This window comes from Actinoplanes sp. L3-i22 (assembly GCF_019704555.1).
Taxonomy (GTDB): Bacteria; Actinomycetota; Actinomycetes; order Mycobacteriales; family Micromonosporaceae; genus Actinoplanes.
Genome location: NZ_AP024745.1, coordinates 2,862,371 through 2,882,422, shown reverse-complemented (window position 1 = coordinate 2,882,422; position 20,052 = coordinate 2,862,371). Strand labels below are relative to the sequence as shown.

The window sequence follows — 20,052 nt, the reverse complement described above, 5'->3', positions numbered from 1 at the left end:
TGATCTTCATGCCCAGGAATCCCGCAACCGGGGATAGGCGAGGAAGACCGTCTCGCCCTCGCCCTGCAGGCGGATGTCGAAGACCAGGGACTGGTCGGCGCGCCGGGTGAGCAGGGTGGCGCGGCGGTCCGGGTCGAGGGCGGACAGCAGCGGGTCGGCGGCGAGCGCGTCGGTGTCGTCCGGCAGGTAGGCGCGGGTGAAGAGCCGGTCCAGCAGACCACGGGCGAAAACGGTCACCGCGAAGAACGCCGGCCGGCCCTCGGCGGCCGGCCCCGGCTCCAGGGTGGCGAACGAGTAGAAGCCGTCCGGGTCGGTCGCGGCGCGGCCCCAGCCGGTGAACGTCCAGCCGTCGCGCCGCAGCGAACCGGTCTGCCGCACCACGTGGCCCTGCGGATCGGCCTGCCAGATCTCGATCACCGCGTCCGGCACCGGAGCGCCGGCGCCGTCGGTGACCCGCCCGTGCAGCCGGACCGCGCGCGCGTGCGCCGGCGGCACCAGCTCGTTCATCTGCGGAAACTCGAGACCGAGGTGGAAGAAGGGGCCGACGGTCTGCCCGGGCACGGCGCTCATGCGTTGTCCTCGGTGTCGAGCGGAGTGCGGTGGGTGCCGGTGAGCACGATGTCCCAACGGTATCCGGTGTTCCACTCCGGGGTGGTCAGGTCGTGGTCGTACTGGGCGATCAACAGCTCCCGCGACTTCGGGTCGGTGATCGACTGGTAGATCGGGTCGTACCTGAAGAGCGGGTCGCCCGGGAAGTACATCTGGGTCACCAGGCGCTGGGTGAAATCGGTCCCGAAGATCGAGAAGTGGATGTGCGCGGGGCGCCAGGCGTTGAGGTGGTTGCGCCACGGGTACGGCCCCGGCTTGATCGTCTGGAAGCGGTACGTCCCGTCCGGCCCGGTGAGCACCCGGCCGACCCCGGTGAAGTTCGGGTCGTGCGGCGCCGGGTGCTGGTCGCGCTGGTGCCGGTAGCGCCCGGCGGCGTTCGCCTGCCACACCTCGACCAGCTGGTTCGCCACCGGCCGCCCGTCGCCGTCGAGCACCCGGCCGGTGACCACGATCCGCTCGCCGAGCGGGGTGCCGGCGTGCTGGATGGTCAGGTCGGCCTCGTCGTCGGCGACGTCCCGATGACCGAAGGCAGGCGCCCACAGCTCGACCGACTCCGGGTCGATCGGCTGCAGGGGCTGCTTGGGGTGCCGCAGGATGCTGCTGCGGTACGGCGCGTAGTCGATCTTCGGCTGCGGGCCGCCCGGCTGCTGCGCCGCCGCCTCGATCTCCTGGTTGATCTCAGCCTGGGTGTTCATTACTGCGACGCTAGGCGGTCGGACGGCTCCACGGCGATACTCGGCTTCCGTTCAATGGAAAAGGTTCCGATGGCCAAGAGTGTCACTGCTCGCGCGCTCGATCTGCTCGGCGTCTTCGACACCGGGCATCGCAGCCTGACGCTCAGCGAGCTGGCCCGGCGCTCCGGCACGCCCCTCGCGACCACCCACCGGCTGGTCGGCGAGCTGGTCCGCTGGGGCGCGCTGGCCCGCGAGCCGGACGGCGGGTACGTGATCGGCCGGCGGATCTGGCAGCTCGGCCTGCTCGCCCCGGTGCAGAGCGAGCTGCGCACCGCGGCCAGCCCGTTCCTGCACGACCTCTACGGGGCCACCCTGGCGACCGTGCACCTGGCCGTCCGGGACGGGCAGGAGGTGCTGTACGTGGACCGGCTCGCCGGGCACGTCTCGGTGCCGGTGGTCAGCAAGATCGGGTCGCGGCTGCCGCTGCACGCGACCGGGGTCGGCAAGGTGCTGCTGGCGTACGCGCCGGACGAGGTGCTCGCCGAGGCGCTGGGCCGGCTGCACCGGGTCACCGCGTACACCATCACGCAGCCGGCCCGGCTGCTCGACCAGCTGCGCCGGGCGCGGGCCGAGGGGTACGCGACCACCGGCGAGGAGATGAGCCTGGGCGCCTGCTCGGTGGCGGTGCCGGTGCGCAACGGGGACGACGTGGTGGCCGCGCTCGGCATCGTGGTGCCCGATCTGCGGCGCCAGCTGCCCCGGCTGGTGTCGGCGTTGCAGGTCGCGGCGCGGGGCATCGGGCGTACGCTGGCTTCCGTCCAGTGGAAATAGCCCCTTGCCCGGGGGACGTCCGCCACTGAAGGTGGGGGGCATGCGTACCCAGGTCGCCATCATCGGCGCGGGCCCGGCCGGTCTGCTCCTCTCCCATCTGCTCGCCCAGGGCGGCGTCGACTCCGTGGTCCTGGAGACCCGCTCGGAGGAGTACGTCGCGGCCCGGATCCGGGCCGGCATCCTCGAGCACTCCAGCGTCGAGCTGCTGGAGTCGGTCGGGCTCGGCACCCGGCTGCGGGCCGAGGGGGACGAGCACCGCGGGATCTACCTGCAGTGGCCGCACGAGCGGCACCATCTCGACTTCGTGGATCTGACCGGGCGGTCGGTCTGGGTCTACGGTCAGACCGAGGTGCAGAAGGATCTGATCGCGGCTCGTCGCGCGGCCGGCCAGGAGATCCACTACGAAGTGTCGGACGTCGAGTTGCATGACGTCTCATCCGACCGGCCCTACGTGACTTACACGGACAAATCCGGAAATGTCGTCAGATTGGATGCTGCGGTCCTCGCCGGCTGTGACGGCTCGTTCGGGCCGTCGCGCGCGGCCGTCCCCGCGGCGAAGGTCTTCGAGCGCGTCTACCCGTACTCCTGGTTCGGGATCCTCGCCGACGTCGCCCCGTCCACCGACGAGCTGATCTACGCCTGGCACCCGAACGGGTTCGCCCTGCACTCGATGCGCTCGGCCACCGTCAGCCGCCTCTACCTCCAGGTCCCGAACGGCACCGACCCGCAGTCCTGGTCCGACGACCGGATCTGGGACGAGCTGGCCACCCGCCTCGGCCACGAGCAGAACGGGTGGAAGCTCAACCCCGGCCCGATCACCGACAAGAGCGTGCTGCCGATGCGCAGCTACGTGCAGACGCCGATGCGGCACGGCAACCTGTTCCTCGCCGGGGACGCCGCGCACATCGTGCCGCCGACCGGCGCGAAGGGCCTGAACCTGGCGATCGCCGACGTGGCGCTGCTCAGCAAGGCACTCGTCGCCCGGTTCCGGGAGAACGACGCGCGCCTCGCCGACGCGTACTCGGAGACCGCGCAGCGGCGGGTCTGGCGCTGCACGCACTTCTCCTGGTGGATGACGACGATGCTGCACACCTCCGGGGACCCGTTCGACGCCGAGCTGCAGCTGTCCCAGTTGCGGTGGGTGGCGTCCAGCGAGGCCGGCGCGACCGGCCTGGCCGAGAACTACGCCGGCCTGCCCATCTTCATCTGAGTAACGCTTCGATCGCCTCGCCGATCGGCGCTGGGATGCGGAACCGGGCGCCGAGCCAGCTCAGGATCGTCCGGGCCGCCGCGGCGTTGCCGCGATAGCCCGGGACCATCTCGGCCAACGGCAGGACCTGCGGGGCATAGGTCCGCTCGACCCGCCGGGAGGCATCGAAGACATCACGGTACGGCGGTTCGCCGTCGGTCAGCCGCAGCAGCGCGATCACCCGGTCGACGGCGTGACCCTGGATGAACCGGGCCGCGCTCAGGTGCTCGCCGCGCAGGTCACGGTGCAGGCCGACGTACAGGTTGGCGAGCGCCTCGTTCAGGTGGAACTCGACGGTGTCGTACGGCGTGCGGGGCACCGGCACGTCCGACTCGGTCAGGCCGGGCGGGGCGTCCGCGCGACGCCACACCACCCGGGCGCCGCGGAACGGGACGCGGCGCAGCTCCGGGACGGTGAAGACGGCGTACTCCAGGAAGATCCCGTCGGCGTAGAGCGCCTTCCGCCCGTGCCGCTCGTGCGCGAAACTCCAGACCAGCGGGCAGGTGCCGGCCAGCCAGTCGGTCTCGGTGGCGTACCGGGTGGTCGCGCCCTCGTCGACGACCAGGAAGAAGTCCAGATCGGAGTGACCGTCCAGCCGGCCCCGCTGGGCGCCGGCCGACCCCAGCCCGAGCACCGCGACGGTCTCGGCACGGGTGGCCAGCTCGGCGGCGATCTCGTCCAGGCGCTGCAACATCGGGTGCATTCGGAGCCCCTCCGGGTAGATATCCGTGGATCCCTAAGGAGCATCACGGATTTGCCCGGCCCGCCCAAGCCCTAACGTCCGTCCTGCGCGCCTTTCACTCGGCGAACGGGGGAACATCGGTGGTCCGGCCCGGCAATCCGCTCGCCGAGCCCCCACCGATGTTCGTGCTGGCGCCGCCCACGATTCCTGACCCGGCTAGGAACGTCCCTGGTCACGGGGCGGAACCGGGTCGTCGTAGGCGCCGATCGTGCCGCGGTGGCGCTGGCCGTTCAGGAACGGCCAGGCGTTGGCTACGCAGCTGTGCAGGCCGAGGGTCTGCTGCTGCATGACCGGGGCCAGGTCGCCTGGGCCGGTGCACAGTTCGTGGGCCTGGTGCAGGCGGTGGCCGACCTCGTGGTTGACCACGTACTCGCGGTAGACGTCGAGGGTCGCGCCGTACTTCGGGACGCCCTTCGCCCAGCGGGCGACGTTGACGACGACCTCGTCGTGGGTGCGGCAGGACGTGTAGCCGTCGGCGGCGCCCGCACAGAGCGCGTCGCGGGTCTTCGGGGTGACGAGTCGTACCCGGAAATCGGTTTTGTCGTCGGGCCCGACGCGCTTCAACCGCCACTCACCGCCGGCGGTCCAGCTCCGGGGATCGCGCAGCGTGCTGGTGACGACGGCGGCGAACTGATCGGCGGTGATGCCGCGGATGTCCTTCTCGACGGCGACCTGGTAGCGCAGCAGCGTGCCCTTGCGGCCGGCCGGCGCCGCGGTCTCGGCCGGCGCGATCGCGAACTTCCGGCTGCCGGTGGCCGGGTAGGTGATCCGCTCCGCGGCCGGTGGTTTCGCCGCGGGCCTGGTCGTCGGCGCGGCCGGTGCGGTCGTGGGCGTCGCCGCCGCCGGCTCCGCCGATACCGCGTTCCCGCGCCCGGCCAGCGCGTATCCGACGATCCCGCATCCGGCCAGAACGAGGAGCAGGGCCAGGGCCGACAGTCGAATTGATCTCACAGATCCCTGACGCACGGCGGGTGGTCGCGGTTGCATCCCGGTGAGGTGGGTCATTCTTCGGTATGGTCCGCGGCGTTGACGAGAGTCGATGCATAGAAGATCGTGGATTAACTGTGGCCTGGCGCGCCGTGTGCCGGCCCACCCACGATCGAGGTACCGATGACCTGGTTCTCGCGTCTCCGGCGGTTGATCGCCGTCGGGGCAGCCGTGCTGCTCGTCCTGATCGGCGCCGGGCTCACGACGCCCGGCGCCGCCGCCGCAGCCGTTCCGGACCCGGCCGACCTGGCCTACTACGACGTCACGTCACCGTCCGCCACCGCCGGCGGGCTGGCCGCCGACCTCACCCGGCGCGGCTACGACGTGCTGGAAGGGCCGCTGACCAGCGGCGTTCCGATCCTGGCAGCCACCGCCGACGTCCAGCGGCTGCGGCAGCGCGGGCTGACCGTGCGGTACGCCGGGCCGCTCTACCAACCGGTCGCGTCGTCGTTCCAGGCGGCGGCCGACACCTACTACGGCGGCTACCACACCGCGGCCGGGCACGAGGCCCACAACCAGGCGGTCGTCGCGGCCAACCCGGGCCTGGCCGTCCTGCGCACCATCGGGCAGTCGTGGAAGAAGACCCAGGGCTCGGGTGGCCACGACATCCAGGCCCTGTGCATCACCAAGATCGTCACGGGCGACTGCGCGGCGAGCACCAGCGGCGCGAAGCCGAAGTTCACCCTGATGGCCCAGATGCACGCCCGCGAGCTGGCGACCGGCGAGCTCGCCTACAAGTGGATCGACTACCTGGTGGGCAACTACGGCAAGGTCGCCGCGGTGACCAAGCTGATGGACACCACCGAGCTGTGGGTCATCCCGATCGCCAACCCGGACGGCGTCGACATCGTCTCGTCGAACTCGACCCGGCCGATCTCCCAGCGCAAGAACGCGCACACCAACGGGTGTTCCGGCACCGGCCTCGGGGTCGACCTCAACCGGAACTCGAGCTACCACTGGGACGTGAACCAGGGCACCAAGTGCAGCGAGACCTACCCGGGCACGGCCGCGGCGAGCGAGCCGGAGACGCAGGGCATCCAGAGCTTCCTGGGCCAGATCTACCGCGACACCAAGCCCAGCGCCGACTTCTCCCCGGCGACGACCGCGACCACCGGCACGTTCCTCACCCTGCACAGCTACGCCGAGCTCAACATCTATCCGTACGGGTGGACCAACTCGCTGGCCCCGAACAACACCGACCTGAAGACGATCGCCACGGCGATGGGCCGGTCCAACGGGTACGACGTGGTCCACGGTGACGGCGGCCTGAACTACTTCGCGCCGGGCGCCACCGACGACTGGATCTACGGCACGCTGGGCGTTCCCGGCTACACCGTCGAGGTCGGCCCGAACGCCTCCGGGTGCAGCGGCTTCTTCCCGGCGTACTCCTGCGTGGCCTCGTTCTGGACCCTGAACCTGCCCGCCTTCATGACCCTGGCAACCGCCGCCGCCCACCCCTACCCGACCGGCAGCTGAGTCCGCGCCGGCCATCGATGACGACGAGCCCGGCCCGCGGAGGCGGAACCGGGCTCGTCGTTCGTCAGCGGCGTGTCTTGGGGAGGTCGTACTGGTCGGCGGCTCGGCAGTCGGACTGTTTGCCGATGGCGGACTTCGGGAGCTTCTTCAGGGCCGCACGGGCCTGGGCGCGGCCCAGGTTCCAGGCGTACCACGGGTCCGGCTTCGCCAGGTCGGCGGCGATCCAGCTCAGGGTGCACCGCCGTACCGGATCGGGCAGTTTGGTCAGAGCGGGAGTCGCGTCGGCGGAGAGGGCACGCAGGTACCAGGCGTCGATCTTGCCGGTGTCGTGGTAGCGCTGGGCGTTGCGGCTGGCCGCGTAGCCCTCCGGGCCGAGGACCGCGAGGCCGAGCAGCATGAGCACGGCGAGACCGACGGTGGCCCGCGGGATCCACCGGCCCTGCCAGCGGATGCCGGCCGCGGCGACCATGACGAAGACCGTGCCGAGCAGGATCTCGAAGGACATCACGAAGATGCGCTCGCCGGTGAAGCTGTAGACCCGCTGGTACTCCCACATCCGGGACAGCGCGGACGCCACGATGACCACGCTCAGCGCGCAGAGCAGGCCGAGCACGACGCGCAGCAGGGTCCGCTCGATCGGCTGGTCCCGCTTGGCCCAGCGGGCCAGTGCGGCGAGCACCGCCAGGGACAGCAGCGTGACCACGACCAGCTGCCAGAAGCCGCTGCGGGCGTACCCCGCGTAGCCGAGCCCGGCGGTCTCCACCACGTACCGCCGCCCGCCGAACAGGACGGCGAACTGCACCGCCACGAAGCCGCCGAACAGCAGCACCAGCGCGAAGCCGGCCGGCGCCCACTCGACCAGGCCGAACCGGCCCCGGCCCGGGGTGTCCAGGCTGGACGTCGCGGGCGGCGCGGACAGCGTGTAGATGCCGGCCGTCGCGATCAGCGCGCCGACCACGGCCAGGAAGATCCACTGGAACACCGAGCCGATGTTCAGGTCGGGCACGGCCTTGCCGAGCAGCGTCGAGAACACCCCGTCGGCCGACGACAGCAGCGTGCCGAAGACCAGCAGCACGACCGCCGTGAGGCCGACCGAGAAGAAGATCCGGCGGACCGTGCCGGGGTCGCGGTTCGCTCGAAGGTGGCGGCGCACCCAGGGCAAACCCCGGAAGGCGGCGTACGGCGTGGCCAGCAACCCGAACAGGATCGACCGCACCTGCCGGCCGCCCACGATCGCCAGGGTCGCCGTGCCGAGCGCGCCGAGCACGCTGAACGTGACCAGCCACCACGCGTTCCGGAATGCCGGGACGGCGAGCAGCGCGAGGGACGCGACCGCCCAGCCGGAGCGGATCCACCGCTCGGAGTGCGACAGGTCGGCGGACCGGCGCACGGCGAGGACGACGCCGGCGGTCAGCACGAGCCAGCCGAGGAACCAGCCGATGCCGGTCCGGTCCAGCGGCGTGAAGCAGGCGATGCCGAGCGCGCCGGCCAGCACGCCGAGCGGGGCCGCGCGGCCCTGGGCGTTCGCCGGGCCGGTCCAGTGCTTCGCGCGGAACTTCTGCCACGGCGTCGGGGGTGCCTGGTACCGCTGGAACGGCTGGTGGGTGTCCGTCCGCGGGCGGGCCCAGGGCTCCGGCCGGGGCGGCGCCGGAACGGGAGCGACCTGCTGCGCCACGGGCCAGACCGGAGCCGGAGCCGCGACGGGGGCCGGGACGGGGGCGGGAGCCGCGGGCTCCTCCACATCGGAGACCGCGGGAGCGGGTTCGGCGGCGGCCTCTTCGACCGGCGCCGGGACAGCTGCCGGCGCGACCACGACGGCGGGAGCGCCGACCGCGGCGGCCACCCCGGTCGACTCAGCGGCCACCCCGGTCGACTCGGCGGCCGGTGTCTCGATCGGCAGCATCGGGATGAACAGCGCGTACCCCCGGGTCCCGGACGGGACCTGCACCGGGATCGCCCAGGCCGGCGCGCCGTCCGGCCCCGGCCAGGCGATCGACGGGATCGCGTCGCTGTGCGGCATCACCAACAGCTGCGGCGACGCCGGGTCAGTCGGGTTTCGTTGCTCTGGCGGGGACTCGGCCACAGTGCCCTCCTCGTTTCACAGGTTCGGCACAGCGTAGGGGGTCAACGCACGTACGTCTACGTTGCGACGGTTCCGTACCGCCGTGACGACGCGGAGTGAGAGACAGGACGGGCCGGCCGGAAGAATCCGGCCGGCCCACAGAGGAGACGAAATGCCTAGTGGCGCGGCCGGAACTCCCGCGCCAGCACGTACCGGGCGGTCCCGGTCCCGATCCGCAGACCCTGCACATCGGCCGTCCGGAAGTGCACTCCACCCCAGATCCGCGCCTCCACCACCTCGTCGAGCGCCGCCGAGAAGCTCGGGAACGACCGCGTGGTCCCGGAGTCCGCGCTGTACGCGCCGATCGGGATGTCGTCTCGCCCGAAGAACCGCTGCCAGGTCAGCGTGATCGCGGAGAACGAGCAGGTGTGCCCGGACGTGTAGTCCGGGAACGGCGGGGTCACCAGCAGCGGCATCCAGGTCGGGTCCGCGACGGTCGCCGGGTTGCCGTCCAGGTCGGCCTCCTGGACCGCGGTGACCGGCCGCCAGAAGTTCCAGTACTTCTTCTCGTTGTAGCAGGCGATCAGCGCGTCGGCGTTGACAATGTCGACCATCGCGAACATCCGCGCGGTCTGCAGCGTGCTCAGGTGGGTGTCCACGGCGAGCTGCCGTTTCATGTCCCATTCGGTGAGCCGCCGGTCGTGCCACCACTTCGCGGACTGGGTCTGGTCGAGGGTGCGGACCGTGCTGTTCACCCCGCCGATCGCCTTGACCTCCGCGAAGTCACGGGTGTAAGCGGCACTGGTCAGCGCGGGCGGCCCGGCGGTCCGGAACATCGCCGCGTCGGGCAGGACGAACGTCTTCAGGTCGGCGAACCACGCGCCGTCCTGGATGTTGGTCGGCGGGGTGGGCCGCCACTGGCCCGGGGCGGTGCTGATGTTCCAGCTGTCCGGGTCGAAGGCGCCGTCGCCGACCCGGTCCGCGATCATCGCGGCCGCGGCCTGACGGCCCACCGCGACGCCGGCCGTCTCGGCCCGGCCGTCCGGGATCGCGGCGAGGGCCGCGTCGTACTGCGCGGTGACGGTCGCGGCCTGCTCCGGGAAGAGCGAGAGCAGGACCGCCGAGGCGGCCGCGGCCACCGCGGCGTCGGCCGAGGCGCCGTGCCGGGCCTTCGGCGCGGTCAGGTAGGGCTGGTAGGGCACGCCGGCGACGGCGTTCACGGCGTCGTAGACGGCGCCCTGAACCATGGCGAAGCTGCGGGCCGCGGTGGCCGGCGACTGCCGCGCCACCTCGTAGATCTCGTTCTGCGCGTTGAGGTTCCAGACCACCACGGCGTTCGGGCCGCGCGCCGGCGCGGCCTGCGCCGCCGCGGGCATCAGGGCGGTGGTCACGGTCAGGGTCAGGGTTGCGGTCAGCGCGGGCAATCGACGGTACGACATCAGGGTCCCCCGGGGCTGTCGGAAACTGCCGCACCCACCCTGCTGGCGCCCTACCGTCCACACAAGACCGCATCGACAATTGTCAACTTTGTGTGTTGTGCGCCGCCGCGCGCCGCTCCCGGACGAATCCGGTGACCAGGCGCTGCCAGGCGAGCGGCCGGCGCAGCATCGCGTGGCCGTCGCCGGTCACGCGCACGAAATCGGCGCCGATCCGGGCCGCGAAGGCCGCCGACCGCACCGGGTCGGTCACCCGGTCGCGGTCGCCGTGCGCGATCAGCACGTCGGCCCGGCCCCGGTGGACCGGCTCCCCCACCTCGATCCAGGGCGCCAGGGCACACACCCCGGTCACCTCCGGGTCGGCGGCCAGGCGCAGCGCGGCCCGGCCGCCCATCGAGTGCCCGACCAGCACGATCCGGCTGCCCGGATGCCTGCGGCGGCTTTCGGCGAGCGCCCACCGGGCGTCCCGGACCGGGTCCTGCGCGGCGCCGTTCCAGCCCCGCACCCGGTAGCGCAGCACCAGGACCGCCACGTCGTCCCGGGCGACGCCGAGGGCGAACGGCAGCATCCGCGCCCAGGCCAGGCCGCGCGGAGCGGGCGCCTGGCTGGTGGCGCGGCCGCCGGGCAGGACGAGGACGACGGTCCGGGCGTGCGCCGCCGGACCGAGAACGGTAAGCGCTGGCTGCTGGGGTGTCACCTCGGTGATTCGGACCGGAGAGCCGGCCGGATTGCCGGAAGACCGCACCAATCCGCCGGGCGATCTTCTCCGAATCCCCTCCCGAAGACCGAACCCCCGGAGGACTGAGGATGAGATCCGTTGCCGTGATCGGCGCCGGCGTGTCCGGACTGACCGCCGCCTACGTCCTGCGCGACGCCTGGGACGTGACCCTGTACGAGGCGGACAGCCGGCTCGGCGGGCACGCCCACACGCACGACCTGCCCGACGGCGGGTCGTCGGTGGCCGTCGACTCCGGCTTCATCGTGCACAACGATCGGACGTACCCACTCCTGCTCCGGCTCTTCGCCGAGCTCGGCGTGCCCACCCGGGCGACCGAGATGAGCATGTCGGTGCGCTGCGACGGCTGCGGTCTGGAGTACGCCGGCGCGAAGGGCCCCGCCGGCCTGTTCGTCCAGCCGCCGGCCCCGGCCTACCTGGCCACGCTGGCGCAGGTGCCGATCTTCCACCGGCGGGCGCGGGCGCTGCTGGACACCGGCTCGGACATCACGCTCGGCGAGTTCCTCGAGCGCGGCCGATACACCGCGCACTTCGTCCGGCACTTCGTGGTGCCGCTGGTCTCGGCGGTGTGGTCGTGCGGGCCGGAGGTGGTCGCCGACTACCCGGCGCGGTACCTGTTCACCTTCCTGGCCCATCACGGGATGCTGTCGGTGAGCGGATCGCCGGCCTGGCGGACCGTGGTGGGCGGGTCGCGCACCTACGTCGACCTGCTCGCCAAGAATCTGCGTGCGGTGCGGGCCGGGCATCCGGTGACGGGCGTGTCCCGTACCCCGGAAGGGGTTTGGGTCGAGGCCGACGACCGGGTCCGGTACGACGCGGTGGTCGTGGCGACCCACGCCGATCAGGCGTTGCGGCTGCTCCGTGATCCGACCGAGGCCGAGCGCCGGACGCTGGGCGCCTTCACCTACTCGCGCAACGAGACCGTGCTGCACACCGACGACACCGTGCTGCCGCTGCACGAGCGGGCCCGGGCGTCCTGGAACTACCGGCTGCCGGGCTGCGCGCCGAGCGCCGGGCCGCCGGTCGTCACCTACGACATGAGCCGGCTGCAGGGCCTGCGCGCCGAGCGGCACTACCTGGTGACACTGAACGCCGGCCGGGAGCACGACGGCGAGCTGGCCCGGATGAGCTACCAGCATCCGATCTACACGCCCGCCTCGGTCGCCGCCCAGATCGACCTGCCCGGGCTGAACGACGGGCGGACGGCGTTCGCCGGCGCGTACCACGGCTGGGGCTTCCACGAGGACGGCTGCCGCAGCGGGGTGGTCGCCGCCGAGTCGCTGGGGGTGCGGTGGTGAGCGGCCCGGCGCTGTACGAGTGCACGGTCCGGCACGCCCGGACCGCACCGCTGCGGCACACCTTCACCTACCGGACCCAGCAGTGGTTCGTCGACCTGGACGAGCTGCCCCGCGACCGGTGGCTCGCCTCGTTCCGGGCCGGGGACCACTTCGGCGACCCGGCGCGCAGCATCCGGCAGAACGTCGAGGCCTACCTGGCCGGGCACGGCATCGACCTGGACGGCGGGCGGATCCGGCTGCTCACCAACGCCCGGGTGCTCGGGTACGTGTTCAACCCGCTCAGCGTCTACTGGTGCCACCGGGCCGACGGCAGCCTGGCCGCGGTGGTCGCGGAGGTGCACAACACGTACGGCGGGCGGCACTGCTACCTGCTGCGCACCGACGAGCGCGGCGTGGCCAGCACCGCGAAGTCGTTCTACGTCTCGCCGTTCAACGACGTCTCCGGCGACTACCGGCTGAGCCTGCCGGAGCCCGGCGAGCGGCTGTCGCTGACCGTCGCGCTGGACCGGGACGGCGGCCGCCCGTTCGTCGCGTCGCTGCGCGGCCGGCGCCGGCCGGCGACCACCGGCGCCCTGCTGCGCCACCCGCTCGTCACCGTCGCGGTGGCGCTGCGGATCCGCATCCAGGGCATCCGCCTCTACCTACGCGGCCTGCCCGTCGTGCCCCGAACAAAAGAGCGAACGAAAGGCGTGTCGTGACACTGACCCAGGATGCCCCGGCCGGCGTCGAGGACCGCTGGCCGGACGTGACCGCCGTGCCGCACGCCCCGCTGCGGGCCGCGATGGCCGGCGCATTGTTCCGCCGGGCGATGAGCCGGTGCGCGGTCCGGGTCCGCTACCCGGACGGGACGGTCACCGGCGCGAGCGGGCCGATCCTGGACGTCCGGCGGCCGGGGGTCCTGCTGAGCCGGCTCGGGACCGCCGGGCTGATCGGGTTCGGCGAGGCCTACCAGGCCGGTGACTGGGACGCCGAGGACCTGACCGGCGTGCTGACCGTGCTGGCCGGGTCGATGGGCACACTGATCCCGCCGGCCCTGCAGCGGCTGCGGCGCTTCCACGGGGTGCGGGCGCCGCACGCGGAGCGGAACACCCTGGCGGGCTCGCGGCGCAACATCCAGCGGCACTACGACCTCTCCAACGACCTGTTCGCGCTCTTCCTGGACGGGTCGATGAGCTATTCGAGCGCGCTGTTCACCACGCCCGGCGAGGACTTCACCACCGCCCAGCACCGCAAGATCGACCGGCTGCTCGACCGGACCGGCACCGGGCCGGGGACGCGGCTGCTGGAGATCGGCACCGGGTGGGGCGAGCTGGCCGTGCGGGCCGCCCGGCGTGGCGCCGAGGTGGTCAGCGTGACGCTCTCGGCCGAGCAGCGTGCCCTGGCCCGGCGGCGGGCGGCCGCGGCCGGGGTGGGCGACCGGATCGACGTGCGGCTCTGCGACTACCGGGAGATCGAGCGGATTCCGGGTGGCTTCGACGCGATCGTCTCGGTCGAGATGGTCGAGGCGGTCGGGGTCGACTACTGGCCGGCGTACGCCCGGGCGCTCGCCGACCACCTGGCCCCGGACGGGCGGGTCGGGCTGCAGATGATCACCATGGCGCACGATCGGATGCTGGCCACCCGCGACGCCTACACCTGGATCCACAAGTACGTGTTCCCCGGTGGCCTGATCCCGTCCGTACCGGCGATGGAGGCGGCCTTGAGCCGGGCGGACCTGAGGGTGACCGACCGCCTGGACTTCGGTCCCGACTACGCCGAGACGCTGCGGCGCTGGCGGGCGGCCTTCAACGAGCGGCCGGCCGAGGTGGCCGCGCTCGGCTTCGACGCCACGTTCGCCCGGACGTGGAACTTCTACCTGGCGTACTGCGAGGCGGGCTTCGCGGCCCGCTACCTCGACGTGTGCCAGCTCATCCTGGGACGGACCCGATGACGACCATGCTGGAGGCCGGCGCCGCCGGTGCACTGTCGACGATCGTCGCCGGGGTGGCCGGGGGCGCGCTGCCAGTGCGGATCCGGGCCTGGGACGGCAGCGAGAGCGGCCCGTCCGACGGCCCGGTGCTGGTGATCCGGGACCGGAACGCGCTGCGCCGGCTGCTGTGGCATCCGAACGAGCTGGGCCTGGCCCAGGCGTACATCGCCGGGGAGATCGACGTCGAGGGCGACCTGGCCGACGGGCTGCGGCAGGTGTGGCGGCACGCCCGGACCACCGGGCTGACCGGCGGCGGGATCCGGGTCGGGGTCGCCGACCGGCTGCGGGCCGCCCGGATCGCGCTGCGGCTGGGCGTGCTCGGGCCCCGGCCGGCGAACCCGCCGGCGCAGGCCAGGCTGGACGGCCGGGTGCACACCCGGGAGCGGGACCGGGCCGCGATCAGCTACCACTACGACCTGTCGAACGACTTCTACCGGCTGATCCTGGACCCGCGGATGGCGTACTCCTGCGCGTACTTCACCGACCCGGCGATGTCCCTCGAAGACGCCCAGGTGGCCAAGCTCGACCTGATCTGCCGCAAGCTCGGGCTGCGGCCCGGGATGCGGATGTTGGACGTCGGCTGCGGCTGGGGCGCGCTGGCGATCCACGCGGCCCGGAACTACGGGGTGACGGTCGTCGGGGTGACGCTGTCCAAGGAGCAGCGGGCGTACGCCGTCGAGGCCGCCGGGGACCTGCCGATCGAGTTCCGGCTGCAGGACTATCGGGACGTGGACGACGGGCCGTTCGACGCGATCTCGACGATCGAGATGGGCGAGCACGTCGGCGCGGGCAACTACCCGGTCTTCGCGGCCACCCTGCACCGGCTGCTGGCGCCGGGCGGCCGGCTGCTCGTCCAGCAGATGTCCCGGGGCGCGCACGCGCCCGGCGGTGGGGCGTTCATCGAGTCGTACGTCGCGCCCGACATGCACATGCGCCCGGTCGGCGAGACGGTCGCGCTGCTCGAACGGGCCGGGCTGGAGGTGCGGGACGTGCACGGCCTGCGCGAGCATTACGTACGGACGGTCCGGTGCTGGCTGGACACCCTGGAGCACCGCTGGGACGAGGTGGTCGCGCTGGTCGGCGAGCCGGTCGCCCGGGTCTGGCGGCTCTACCTGGTCGGCGGCGCGCTGACCTTCGAGGAGGGGCGGATGGGCGTGGACCAGATCCTCGCGGTGCGCCGGACCGCCGAGGGCGCGAGCGGGATGCCGGACGTCCGATGCTGATCATGCTGGTGGCGACCGCGGCGGCCTCGCTCGTGGTGCTGCTGGTGGCGTTCGCGGTGGGCGTGGCCACCGGCGTGCACAAGGGTGTCGACGTCGCCTGGGGGCTGGGCTTCGCCGCGATCGCCGGGACCGCGTTCGGCCTGAACGCGCACCGGCCGATGGCCGCCCTGGTCGCCGCGCTCACCGCGATCTGGGGTGTCCGGCTCGCCGTGCACATCGGGCGGCGCTCGGTGGCGCACTCCGGCGAGGACCCGCGCTACGCGGAGATGCTGGCCAAGGCGAAGGGCAACCCGACCTGGTACGCGTTGCGCAGCGTCTACCTGCTGCAGTGGGTCATCCTGTGGTTCGTGTCGCTGCCGGTCCAGGTCGCCGCCCGCTACGCGCCGCTGAACGCGCTCGCCGTGCTCGGGGTGCTGATCTGGGCGGTCGGCCTGTTCTTCGAGGCGGTCGGCGACGCTCAGCTGGCCCGGTTCCGGGCCGATCCGGCGTCGAAGGGCACAGTCCTCGACACCGGTCTGTGGCGATACACCCGGCACCCGAACTACTTCGGCGACGCGTGCGTCTGGTGGGGGCTGTTCGCCCTGGCCGCGCTGCACTGGACGGGCTGGCTCACGGTGCTGTCGCCGGTGCTGATGACCTGGTTCCTGGCCGGCAAGACCGGTAAGCCGCTGCTGGAGCGGCACCTGTCCGGCAGCCGGCCCGGTTATGCCGCCTACGTCGCCCGCACCAGCGGTTTCCTCCCGAGAAGGCCGAGGGAGGAAACCGCCCGGGGGCGTCACGCGTTGTAGGCCTCCGCGGTGACGGTCAGGCCGGGCGGGCGGCCGAGCCGCTCCGGCCAGTCGACGGCGATCGTGCGGCTCTCCCCCGGCAGCAGCCAGAAGTAGTTGTCGCTGTACCGGGCGGGGAGCACCCGGTCGCCGTGCCCGTCGCGCAGCGCCAGGCGGACCAGCGCGGCGACCGCCGGGCCGCGGTTGGTCACCTCGGCGGTGAGGCTGTCCGACTTCGATCGCGTGCTGACGCTGAGCCGGGTCTTCGGCATCGTCGTCAGCGCCCGCATGTCTTCCGGCTTCTCGTACCGCCAGTAGGTGTTCTCGGAGAGCAGCTCGCCGTGCCGGTCCCGCATCTCCAGCCGGACCAGGTGAAGATCCGCGACCGGGGCGCTCAGGACGAAGGCGGGCGCGGTCGAGGATGCGGCGATCTCGACGGTACGACTGTGGCCCGCGCCCACGGGACGTCCGCTGAGGTCGTACGCCGAAGCCGTGATCTTGATCTTGGAAAGCGGCGCAGCCGTGTGATTCACCGCGCGGACCTGCCACGTGCCCGGATCGGCCTGGACGTGGTGCGGCTCGCAGCTCTTACGGGCGCCGAAGTAGGCGCCGTTGCCGTCCAGGTCGTAGTCGTAGGTCTGCCACACCGTGCTGTACCAGGCCGGATGCGACATCCACAGCAGCAGCCCGGACGCGTTCTGCCAGAGGTGCGCGTTCCACGCCTCGAACATCGCGCGATGGTTCTCGTAGTTGACGAACTGCGCCTGCCGGGTGAACTGCTCCAGCGACGACGCGGCGCCGAACCGGGCCTCGATCGCCTGCCGGTAGCCCTCGACGTGCTGGTTCCCGTTGCGCGCCCAGTCGTGGTAGCCCCAGACCTCGCCGATCGGCCAGGCCGGCTCGGAGCCGGCCAGGTTGCGCATGGTCTCGGCGTGCGGGACGACCGGCATGCCGATCTCGGTGTGGAAGCCGAACACGCCGGCCTTGTAGCTGAGCGGGTCGGCGTAGGCGGCCGGCTCGATCCAGTGCCACGGGCCGCTGCCGCTGACCACGCCGGCGTTCGAGGACGGCACGTAGACGATCTCCGGGTCGTGCTCGGCGACCGCCCTGCGGATCCCGGCGTCGATCGCGGCCGGCGGGAACTGCTCGTTGGCGCCGCACCAGACCGCGATCGACGGGTGGTGGCGGTAGCGGCGGATGGTGTCGGCGACGATCGCGTCGTACGTCGGCGACCCGTCGATGAACGGCCCGGCCTCCCAGAAGTCGTTCCAGACCAGGATGCCGTACTCGTCGCAGGCCGCGTAGAGCTCGTCGCGGGTGCTGCTGCCGATCCAGTTGCGGATCATCGTGAAGTTCATGTCACGGTGCATGGCGACCGCGTCCCGGATCAGGTGCGTCCCGGTCCGGCGCAGCAGCTCGTCCCAGCCCCAGTTGCCGCCGCGGCAGAAGACCGGCACGCCGTTGACGCTGACCTTCAGCTCGATCGCGGCGTTGTCGACCGTCCGCACGTCGGTCCACGCGTCGCCGCCGGCCGAGATCTGGACCTTGAAGTCGCGGGCGTACGCCGCCTCCCAGTCGATCTCTACCTGGTCGAACGCGGTCTCGGCACCCAGGTCCACCTGGATCCACTGATTGTCGGCGGCGTCCGAGGCCCAGCGGGTCCGCGGGTTGCCGTCGACGGCGTTGCCGGCCGGGTTGGACCCCTCGGCCGACGACGCCGTCACGGACTTCCCGCGCGCCAGGTCGGTGCCCGCGTCGGCGGCCCGGCGCACCGACAGCGTCCACATCGAGAAGCCCCAGTCGGTGACCCGCCGCAGGCCCTGGATCCGCACGTGCCGGGCGTGCTGCTGACCGAGGTCGACGACCTGCTTGCCGGTGTTGCCGATCGGCGTCTCGTTGCTGCGCGACGCCAGGTCGTCCCAGGTGTCGCCGTCGTCGGCGGCCTGCACCCGGAAGTCCAGCGCGTACGCCGTCTCCCAGATCAGGGTGACCCGGTCGAAGCCGGTCGCGGCGCCCAGGTCGACCTGGATCCACTGGTCGTCGAGGTAGTCCGAGCTCCAGCGCGTGGTCAGGTCGCCGTCGACGGCCGCGGGCGCCGAGGAGCCCTGGGTGGAGGCGGTGGCCGTGCGGCCCCGGGCCAGGTCGGGGCCGTCCGCGCCGTCGTGCACCTCCAGCGACCACAGGGAGACGCCCCAGCCGGTGGCCCGGGCGCCGGTCTGGATCCGCACGTGACGCCGGGTGGTCCGCTCGAACGTGACCGTCTGGGTGGCGTGGCCGTCCTGGAAGGTCAGCGGCGGGATCGCGGGCGGACTGACGATCACGGGCTGGAAGGACTCGTACGCGTACTCCCGAATGCCGAATTTGATCTTCCGGGTGTCGCTGACCCTGCGGCCGACCGTGGCCGTGACGGTGAGGTCGTGCAGGTGCGGCTCGCCGTAACCGTTGGGCCACCAGAGCTTCGGGTTCGTCACCCGCACCGGGATGAACCTCACCTCGGTGCTCGCGCCGGCCGGCACGGTGACGGTCTTCTCCATCCGGAAGCTCTCGAAGGTCGCCCGGACGGTGACCGTGGTGGCCGTCGTGGCGACGTTACGGACCGGCACGGTGACGGTCACGTCGGCGTTCTTGCGGTCGGGCACCTTGCTTGTCGCGAACGCGTCGCCGATCACGATGGCGCCGGTGCTGCGCAGGCGCACGTGGTTCCAGAGGCCGGCCACCCGGTCGCGGACCGCGGGCATCCAGTCCCAGCCGGAGACCGCGAGGTAGGTCGGCGAGTCCCGCCAGAGCGAGCCGCCGTTCAGGAACGTCCAGCTGTCCAGGGTCTTGTCGCCGGGCGTGCCGGGGTGCGGCATCGGGGTGATCCGGACCGCGACGGTGTGCTCGGTGCGGCCCTGCAGCGCTTCGGTGATGTCCAGGGCGCCGCGGGCGAACGGATGCGTGACGGTGCCCGCCTCGACCCCGTTGACCCAGGTCTGCGCCTGGTGGTTGATGCCGTCGAACTCCAGCCAGACGTGCCGGCCGGGGCCGGTGTCGAGGCCGCGGGGCAACCGGAACTCGCGCCGGTACCACCAGGCGTGCCGGGACAGCGCCTCCGGGATGCGCAGGTTCTCGAAGCCGGCGACCGGGTCCGGCAGGTGACCGCGATCGACCAGGGTGGCCAGGACCGTGCCGGGAACCGTCGCCGGCAGCCAGTCCCGGACGTCGCGCCGGCCGGTGGACAGCTCCTTGCCCTCGGTGCTGCCGGCGAAGTCGTCGAGGGTCAGCGCCCAGCCGCTCTCCAGCGGGACCGTGCCGTCGGCGGCGACGGTCAGGGCCGGGGCGGGCGCGGTGTTCCGGCCGGCCCAGTCGGTCCAGCCGGTGGCGGCCGGGCGGGGGCCGAGGGGACGGCCGTACACCTGGAAGCCGTTGAGGCCGACCGGGTTGGGGTTGGCGCGGCGGGTCGCGGTCATCCGGACGTACCGGGCCCGGACCGGCGCGGCCAGCGTGATCGCCTGCGTGCCGCCCTGGCCGTCGCTCGTCTCGTGGACCTTCGACCAGACCTTTTGATCAAGAGACACTTCGATGGCGTACGCGACGGCCGCGCTCGACTGGATCTCGTCGCCGTCGGCGTTGTTCCAGTCGCCGTCGAACGGCCCGTCGGCGAGCGTCGCCTCGAACGTCAGCGTGATCGCCTCGACCTGGCAGGGCGTCTGCAGGTCGACCGCGATCCACTGCGGATCGCCGGCGGTCGCGCGCCAGCCGGAGCCGCGGACCCCGAGCTGCGGCAGGCCGTCGACCGCGAACGAGGGCTGGGCCGGGGCGTAGGCGGTGGACGACGCCGAGACCGGCCGGTAGCGGGCCAGGTCACCGGCGGCCGGCTGGGGTGCCGCGGCGGCCGCCCCGGGGAGCGTGGCCTCCACCCCGATCGAGGCGAGCAGGCCGCTGCCGGCGGCGAGGAAGGTACGGCGAGAGACGGGCATGGAGGCCTCCAGGGTCGAAAAAAGCCGCCGGTGA

General features: G+C 72.4%; 16 protein-coding genes. 8 read left to right on the top strand and 8 right to left on the bottom strand.

From position 1 onward, the window contains the following. Nucleotides 1-6: 6 nt before the first annotated feature. Entirely contained in the window at nucleotides 7-570 is a 564-nt protein-coding gene (gene pcaG / locus L3i22_RS12800; RefSeq protein ID WP_221327177.1) for a protocatechuate 3,4-dioxygenase subunit alpha, read from the bottom strand. Further along, nucleotides 567-1,304 (bottom strand): protocatechuate 3,4-dioxygenase subunit beta, encoded by a 738-nt coding sequence (gene pcaH / locus L3i22_RS12795; protein ID WP_221327176.1) that lies wholly within the window; start codon nucleotides 1,302-1,304, stop codon nucleotides 567-569. Before pcaH ends, pcaG begins: the two co-directional genes overlap by 4 nt. 69 nt (nucleotides 1,305-1,373) lie before the next feature. Between pcaH and L3i22_RS12790 the strand changes: the two genes are divergently transcribed. Next, a complete protein-coding gene (locus L3i22_RS12790) occupies nucleotides 1,374-2,114 on the top strand; it encodes an IclR family transcriptional regulator (RefSeq protein WP_221327175.1) in 741 nt (246 codons plus the stop codon). 40 nt (nucleotides 2,115-2,154) lie between these two features. After that, the gene (locus L3i22_RS12785) at nucleotides 2,155-3,324 is read left to right on the top strand and encodes a 4-hydroxybenzoate 3-monooxygenase (protein WP_221327174.1); all 1,170 of its coding nucleotides are present in this window, start codon (nucleotides 2,155-2,157) and stop codon (nucleotides 3,322-3,324) included. Here L3i22_RS12785 and L3i22_RS12780 read toward each other — a convergent pair. Further along, on the bottom strand, nucleotides 3,317-4,057 hold the full coding sequence (locus tag L3i22_RS12780) for a hypothetical protein (protein ID WP_221327173.1): 741 nt from the start codon (nucleotides 4,055-4,057) through the stop codon (nucleotides 3,317-3,319). The two genes, L3i22_RS12785 and L3i22_RS12780, sit on opposite strands and share 8 nt — an antisense overlap. Nucleotides 4,058-4,261: 204 nt before the next feature. Next, entirely contained in the window at nucleotides 4,262-5,056 is a 795-nt protein-coding gene (locus tag L3i22_RS12775; RefSeq protein WP_255658178.1) for a DUF3152 domain-containing protein, read from the bottom strand. A gap of 159 nt (nucleotides 5,057-5,215) precedes the next feature. Between L3i22_RS12775 and L3i22_RS12770 the strand changes: the two genes are divergently transcribed. Continuing rightward, the gene (locus L3i22_RS12770; RefSeq protein ID WP_221327172.1) at nucleotides 5,216-6,568 is read left to right on the top strand and encodes a M14 family zinc carboxypeptidase; all 1,353 of its coding nucleotides are present in this window, start codon (nucleotides 5,216-5,218) and stop codon (nucleotides 6,566-6,568) included. A 64-nt stretch (nucleotides 6,569-6,632) separates the two neighbouring features. Here the strand turns inward: L3i22_RS12770 and L3i22_RS12765 are convergent, their stop codons facing one another. The 3 genes from L3i22_RS12765 to L3i22_RS12755 all read right to left on the bottom strand — a co-directional run bounded on the left by L3i22_RS12765 (nucleotide 6,633) and on the right by L3i22_RS12755 (nucleotide 10,763). Then, a complete protein-coding gene (locus L3i22_RS12765; RefSeq protein ID WP_221327171.1) occupies nucleotides 6,633-8,588 on the bottom strand; it encodes a DUF4153 domain-containing protein in 1,956 nt (651 codons plus the stop codon). A 218-nt stretch (nucleotides 8,589-8,806) separates the two neighbouring features. Beyond that, nucleotides 8,807-10,069, bottom strand: a complete 1,263-nt coding sequence (locus L3i22_RS12760; RefSeq protein ID WP_221327170.1) for a vanadium-dependent haloperoxidase — start codon at nucleotides 10,067-10,069, stop codon at nucleotides 8,807-8,809. 82 nt (nucleotides 10,070-10,151) lie between these two features. Then, a complete protein-coding gene (locus L3i22_RS12755; RefSeq protein ID WP_221327169.1) occupies nucleotides 10,152-10,763 on the bottom strand; it encodes an alpha/beta hydrolase in 612 nt (203 codons plus the stop codon). Between the two features lie 110 nt (nucleotides 10,764-10,873). On the opposite strand from L3i22_RS12755, the gene L3i22_RS12750 reads away from it, so the two are divergent. The 5 genes from L3i22_RS12750 to L3i22_RS12730 are packed head-to-tail and all read left to right on the top strand — an operon-like array spanning nucleotide 10,874 to nucleotide 16,080. Beyond that, complete coding sequence (locus L3i22_RS12750) at nucleotides 10,874-12,100, top strand: NAD(P)/FAD-dependent oxidoreductase (RefSeq protein ID WP_221327168.1); 1,227 nt, start codon at nucleotides 10,874-10,876, stop codon at nucleotides 12,098-12,100. Next, on the top strand, nucleotides 12,097-12,798 hold the full coding sequence (locus L3i22_RS12745; RefSeq protein WP_221327167.1) for a DUF1365 domain-containing protein: 702 nt from the start codon (nucleotides 12,097-12,099) through the stop codon (nucleotides 12,796-12,798). Before L3i22_RS12750 ends, L3i22_RS12745 begins: the two co-directional genes overlap by 4 nt. Continuing rightward, on the top strand, nucleotides 12,795-14,030 hold the full coding sequence (locus L3i22_RS12740) for a cyclopropane-fatty-acyl-phospholipid synthase family protein (RefSeq protein ID WP_255658177.1): 1,236 nt from the start codon (nucleotides 12,795-12,797) through the stop codon (nucleotides 14,028-14,030). Before L3i22_RS12745 ends, L3i22_RS12740 begins: the two co-directional genes overlap by 4 nt. Next, nucleotides 14,027-15,292 (top strand): cyclopropane-fatty-acyl-phospholipid synthase family protein, encoded by a 1,266-nt coding sequence (locus L3i22_RS12735; protein ID WP_255658176.1) that lies wholly within the window; start codon nucleotides 14,027-14,029, stop codon nucleotides 15,290-15,292. Before L3i22_RS12740 ends, L3i22_RS12735 begins: the two co-directional genes overlap by 4 nt. Further along, nucleotides 15,286-16,080: a DUF1295 domain-containing protein gene (locus L3i22_RS12730; RefSeq protein ID WP_221327166.1), complete on the top strand. Its 795-nt coding sequence runs from the start codon at nucleotides 15,286-15,288 to the stop codon at nucleotides 16,078-16,080. Before L3i22_RS12735 ends, L3i22_RS12730 begins: the two co-directional genes overlap by 7 nt. On the opposite strand, the gene L3i22_RS12725 is transcribed toward L3i22_RS12730, so the two are convergent. Further along, nucleotides 16,068-20,018: a discoidin domain-containing protein gene (locus tag L3i22_RS12725; RefSeq protein WP_221327165.1), complete on the bottom strand. Its 3,951-nt coding sequence runs from the start codon at nucleotides 20,016-20,018 to the stop codon at nucleotides 16,068-16,070. The two genes, L3i22_RS12730 and L3i22_RS12725, sit on opposite strands and share 13 nt — an antisense overlap. Nucleotides 20,019-20,052 lie beyond the last annotated feature (34 nt).

Excerpts from the sequence above, each read along its gene's own strand:
- L3i22_RS12780 (WP_221327173.1), bottom strand. The coding sequence starts at position 4,057 with ATGTTGCAGCGCCTGGACGAGATCGCCGCCGAGCTGGCCACCCGTGCC.
- L3i22_RS12750 (WP_221327168.1), top strand. The coding sequence starts at position 10,874 with ATGAGATCCGTTGCCGTGATCGGCGCCGGCGTGTCCGGACTGACCGCC.
- L3i22_RS12790 (WP_221327175.1), top strand. The coding sequence starts at position 1,374 with ATGGCCAAGAGTGTCACTGCTCGCGCGCTCGATCTGCTCGGCGTCTTC.
- L3i22_RS12730 (WP_221327166.1), top strand. The coding sequence starts at position 15,286 with ATGCTGATCATGCTGGTGGCGACCGCGGCGGCCTCGCTCGTGGTGCTG.
- L3i22_RS12770 (WP_221327172.1), top strand. The coding sequence starts at position 5,216 with ATGACCTGGTTCTCGCGTCTCCGGCGGTTGATCGCCGTCGGGGCAGCC.
- L3i22_RS12785 (WP_221327174.1), top strand. The coding sequence starts at position 2,155 with ATGCGTACCCAGGTCGCCATCATCGGCGCGGGCCCGGCCGGTCTGCTC.
- L3i22_RS12765 (WP_221327171.1), bottom strand. The coding sequence starts at position 8,588 with ATGCCGCACAGCGACGCGATCCCGTCGATCGCCTGGCCGGGGCCGGAC.
- L3i22_RS12725 (WP_221327165.1), bottom strand. The coding sequence starts at position 20,018 with ATGCCCGTCTCTCGCCGTACCTTCCTCGCCGCCGGCAGCGGCCTGCTC.
- pcaG (WP_221327177.1), bottom strand. The coding sequence starts at position 570 with ATGAGCGCCGTGCCCGGGCAGACCGTCGGCCCCTTCTTCCACCTCGGT.
- L3i22_RS12735 (WP_255658176.1), top strand. The coding sequence starts at position 14,027 with ATGACGACCATGCTGGAGGCCGGCGCCGCCGGTGCACTGTCGACGATC.
- L3i22_RS12760 (WP_221327170.1), bottom strand. The coding sequence starts at position 10,069 with ATGTCGTACCGTCGATTGCCCGCGCTGACCGCAACCCTGACCCTGACC.
- pcaH (WP_221327176.1), bottom strand. The coding sequence starts at position 1,304 with ATGAACACCCAGGCTGAGATCAACCAGGAGATCGAGGCGGCGGCGCAG.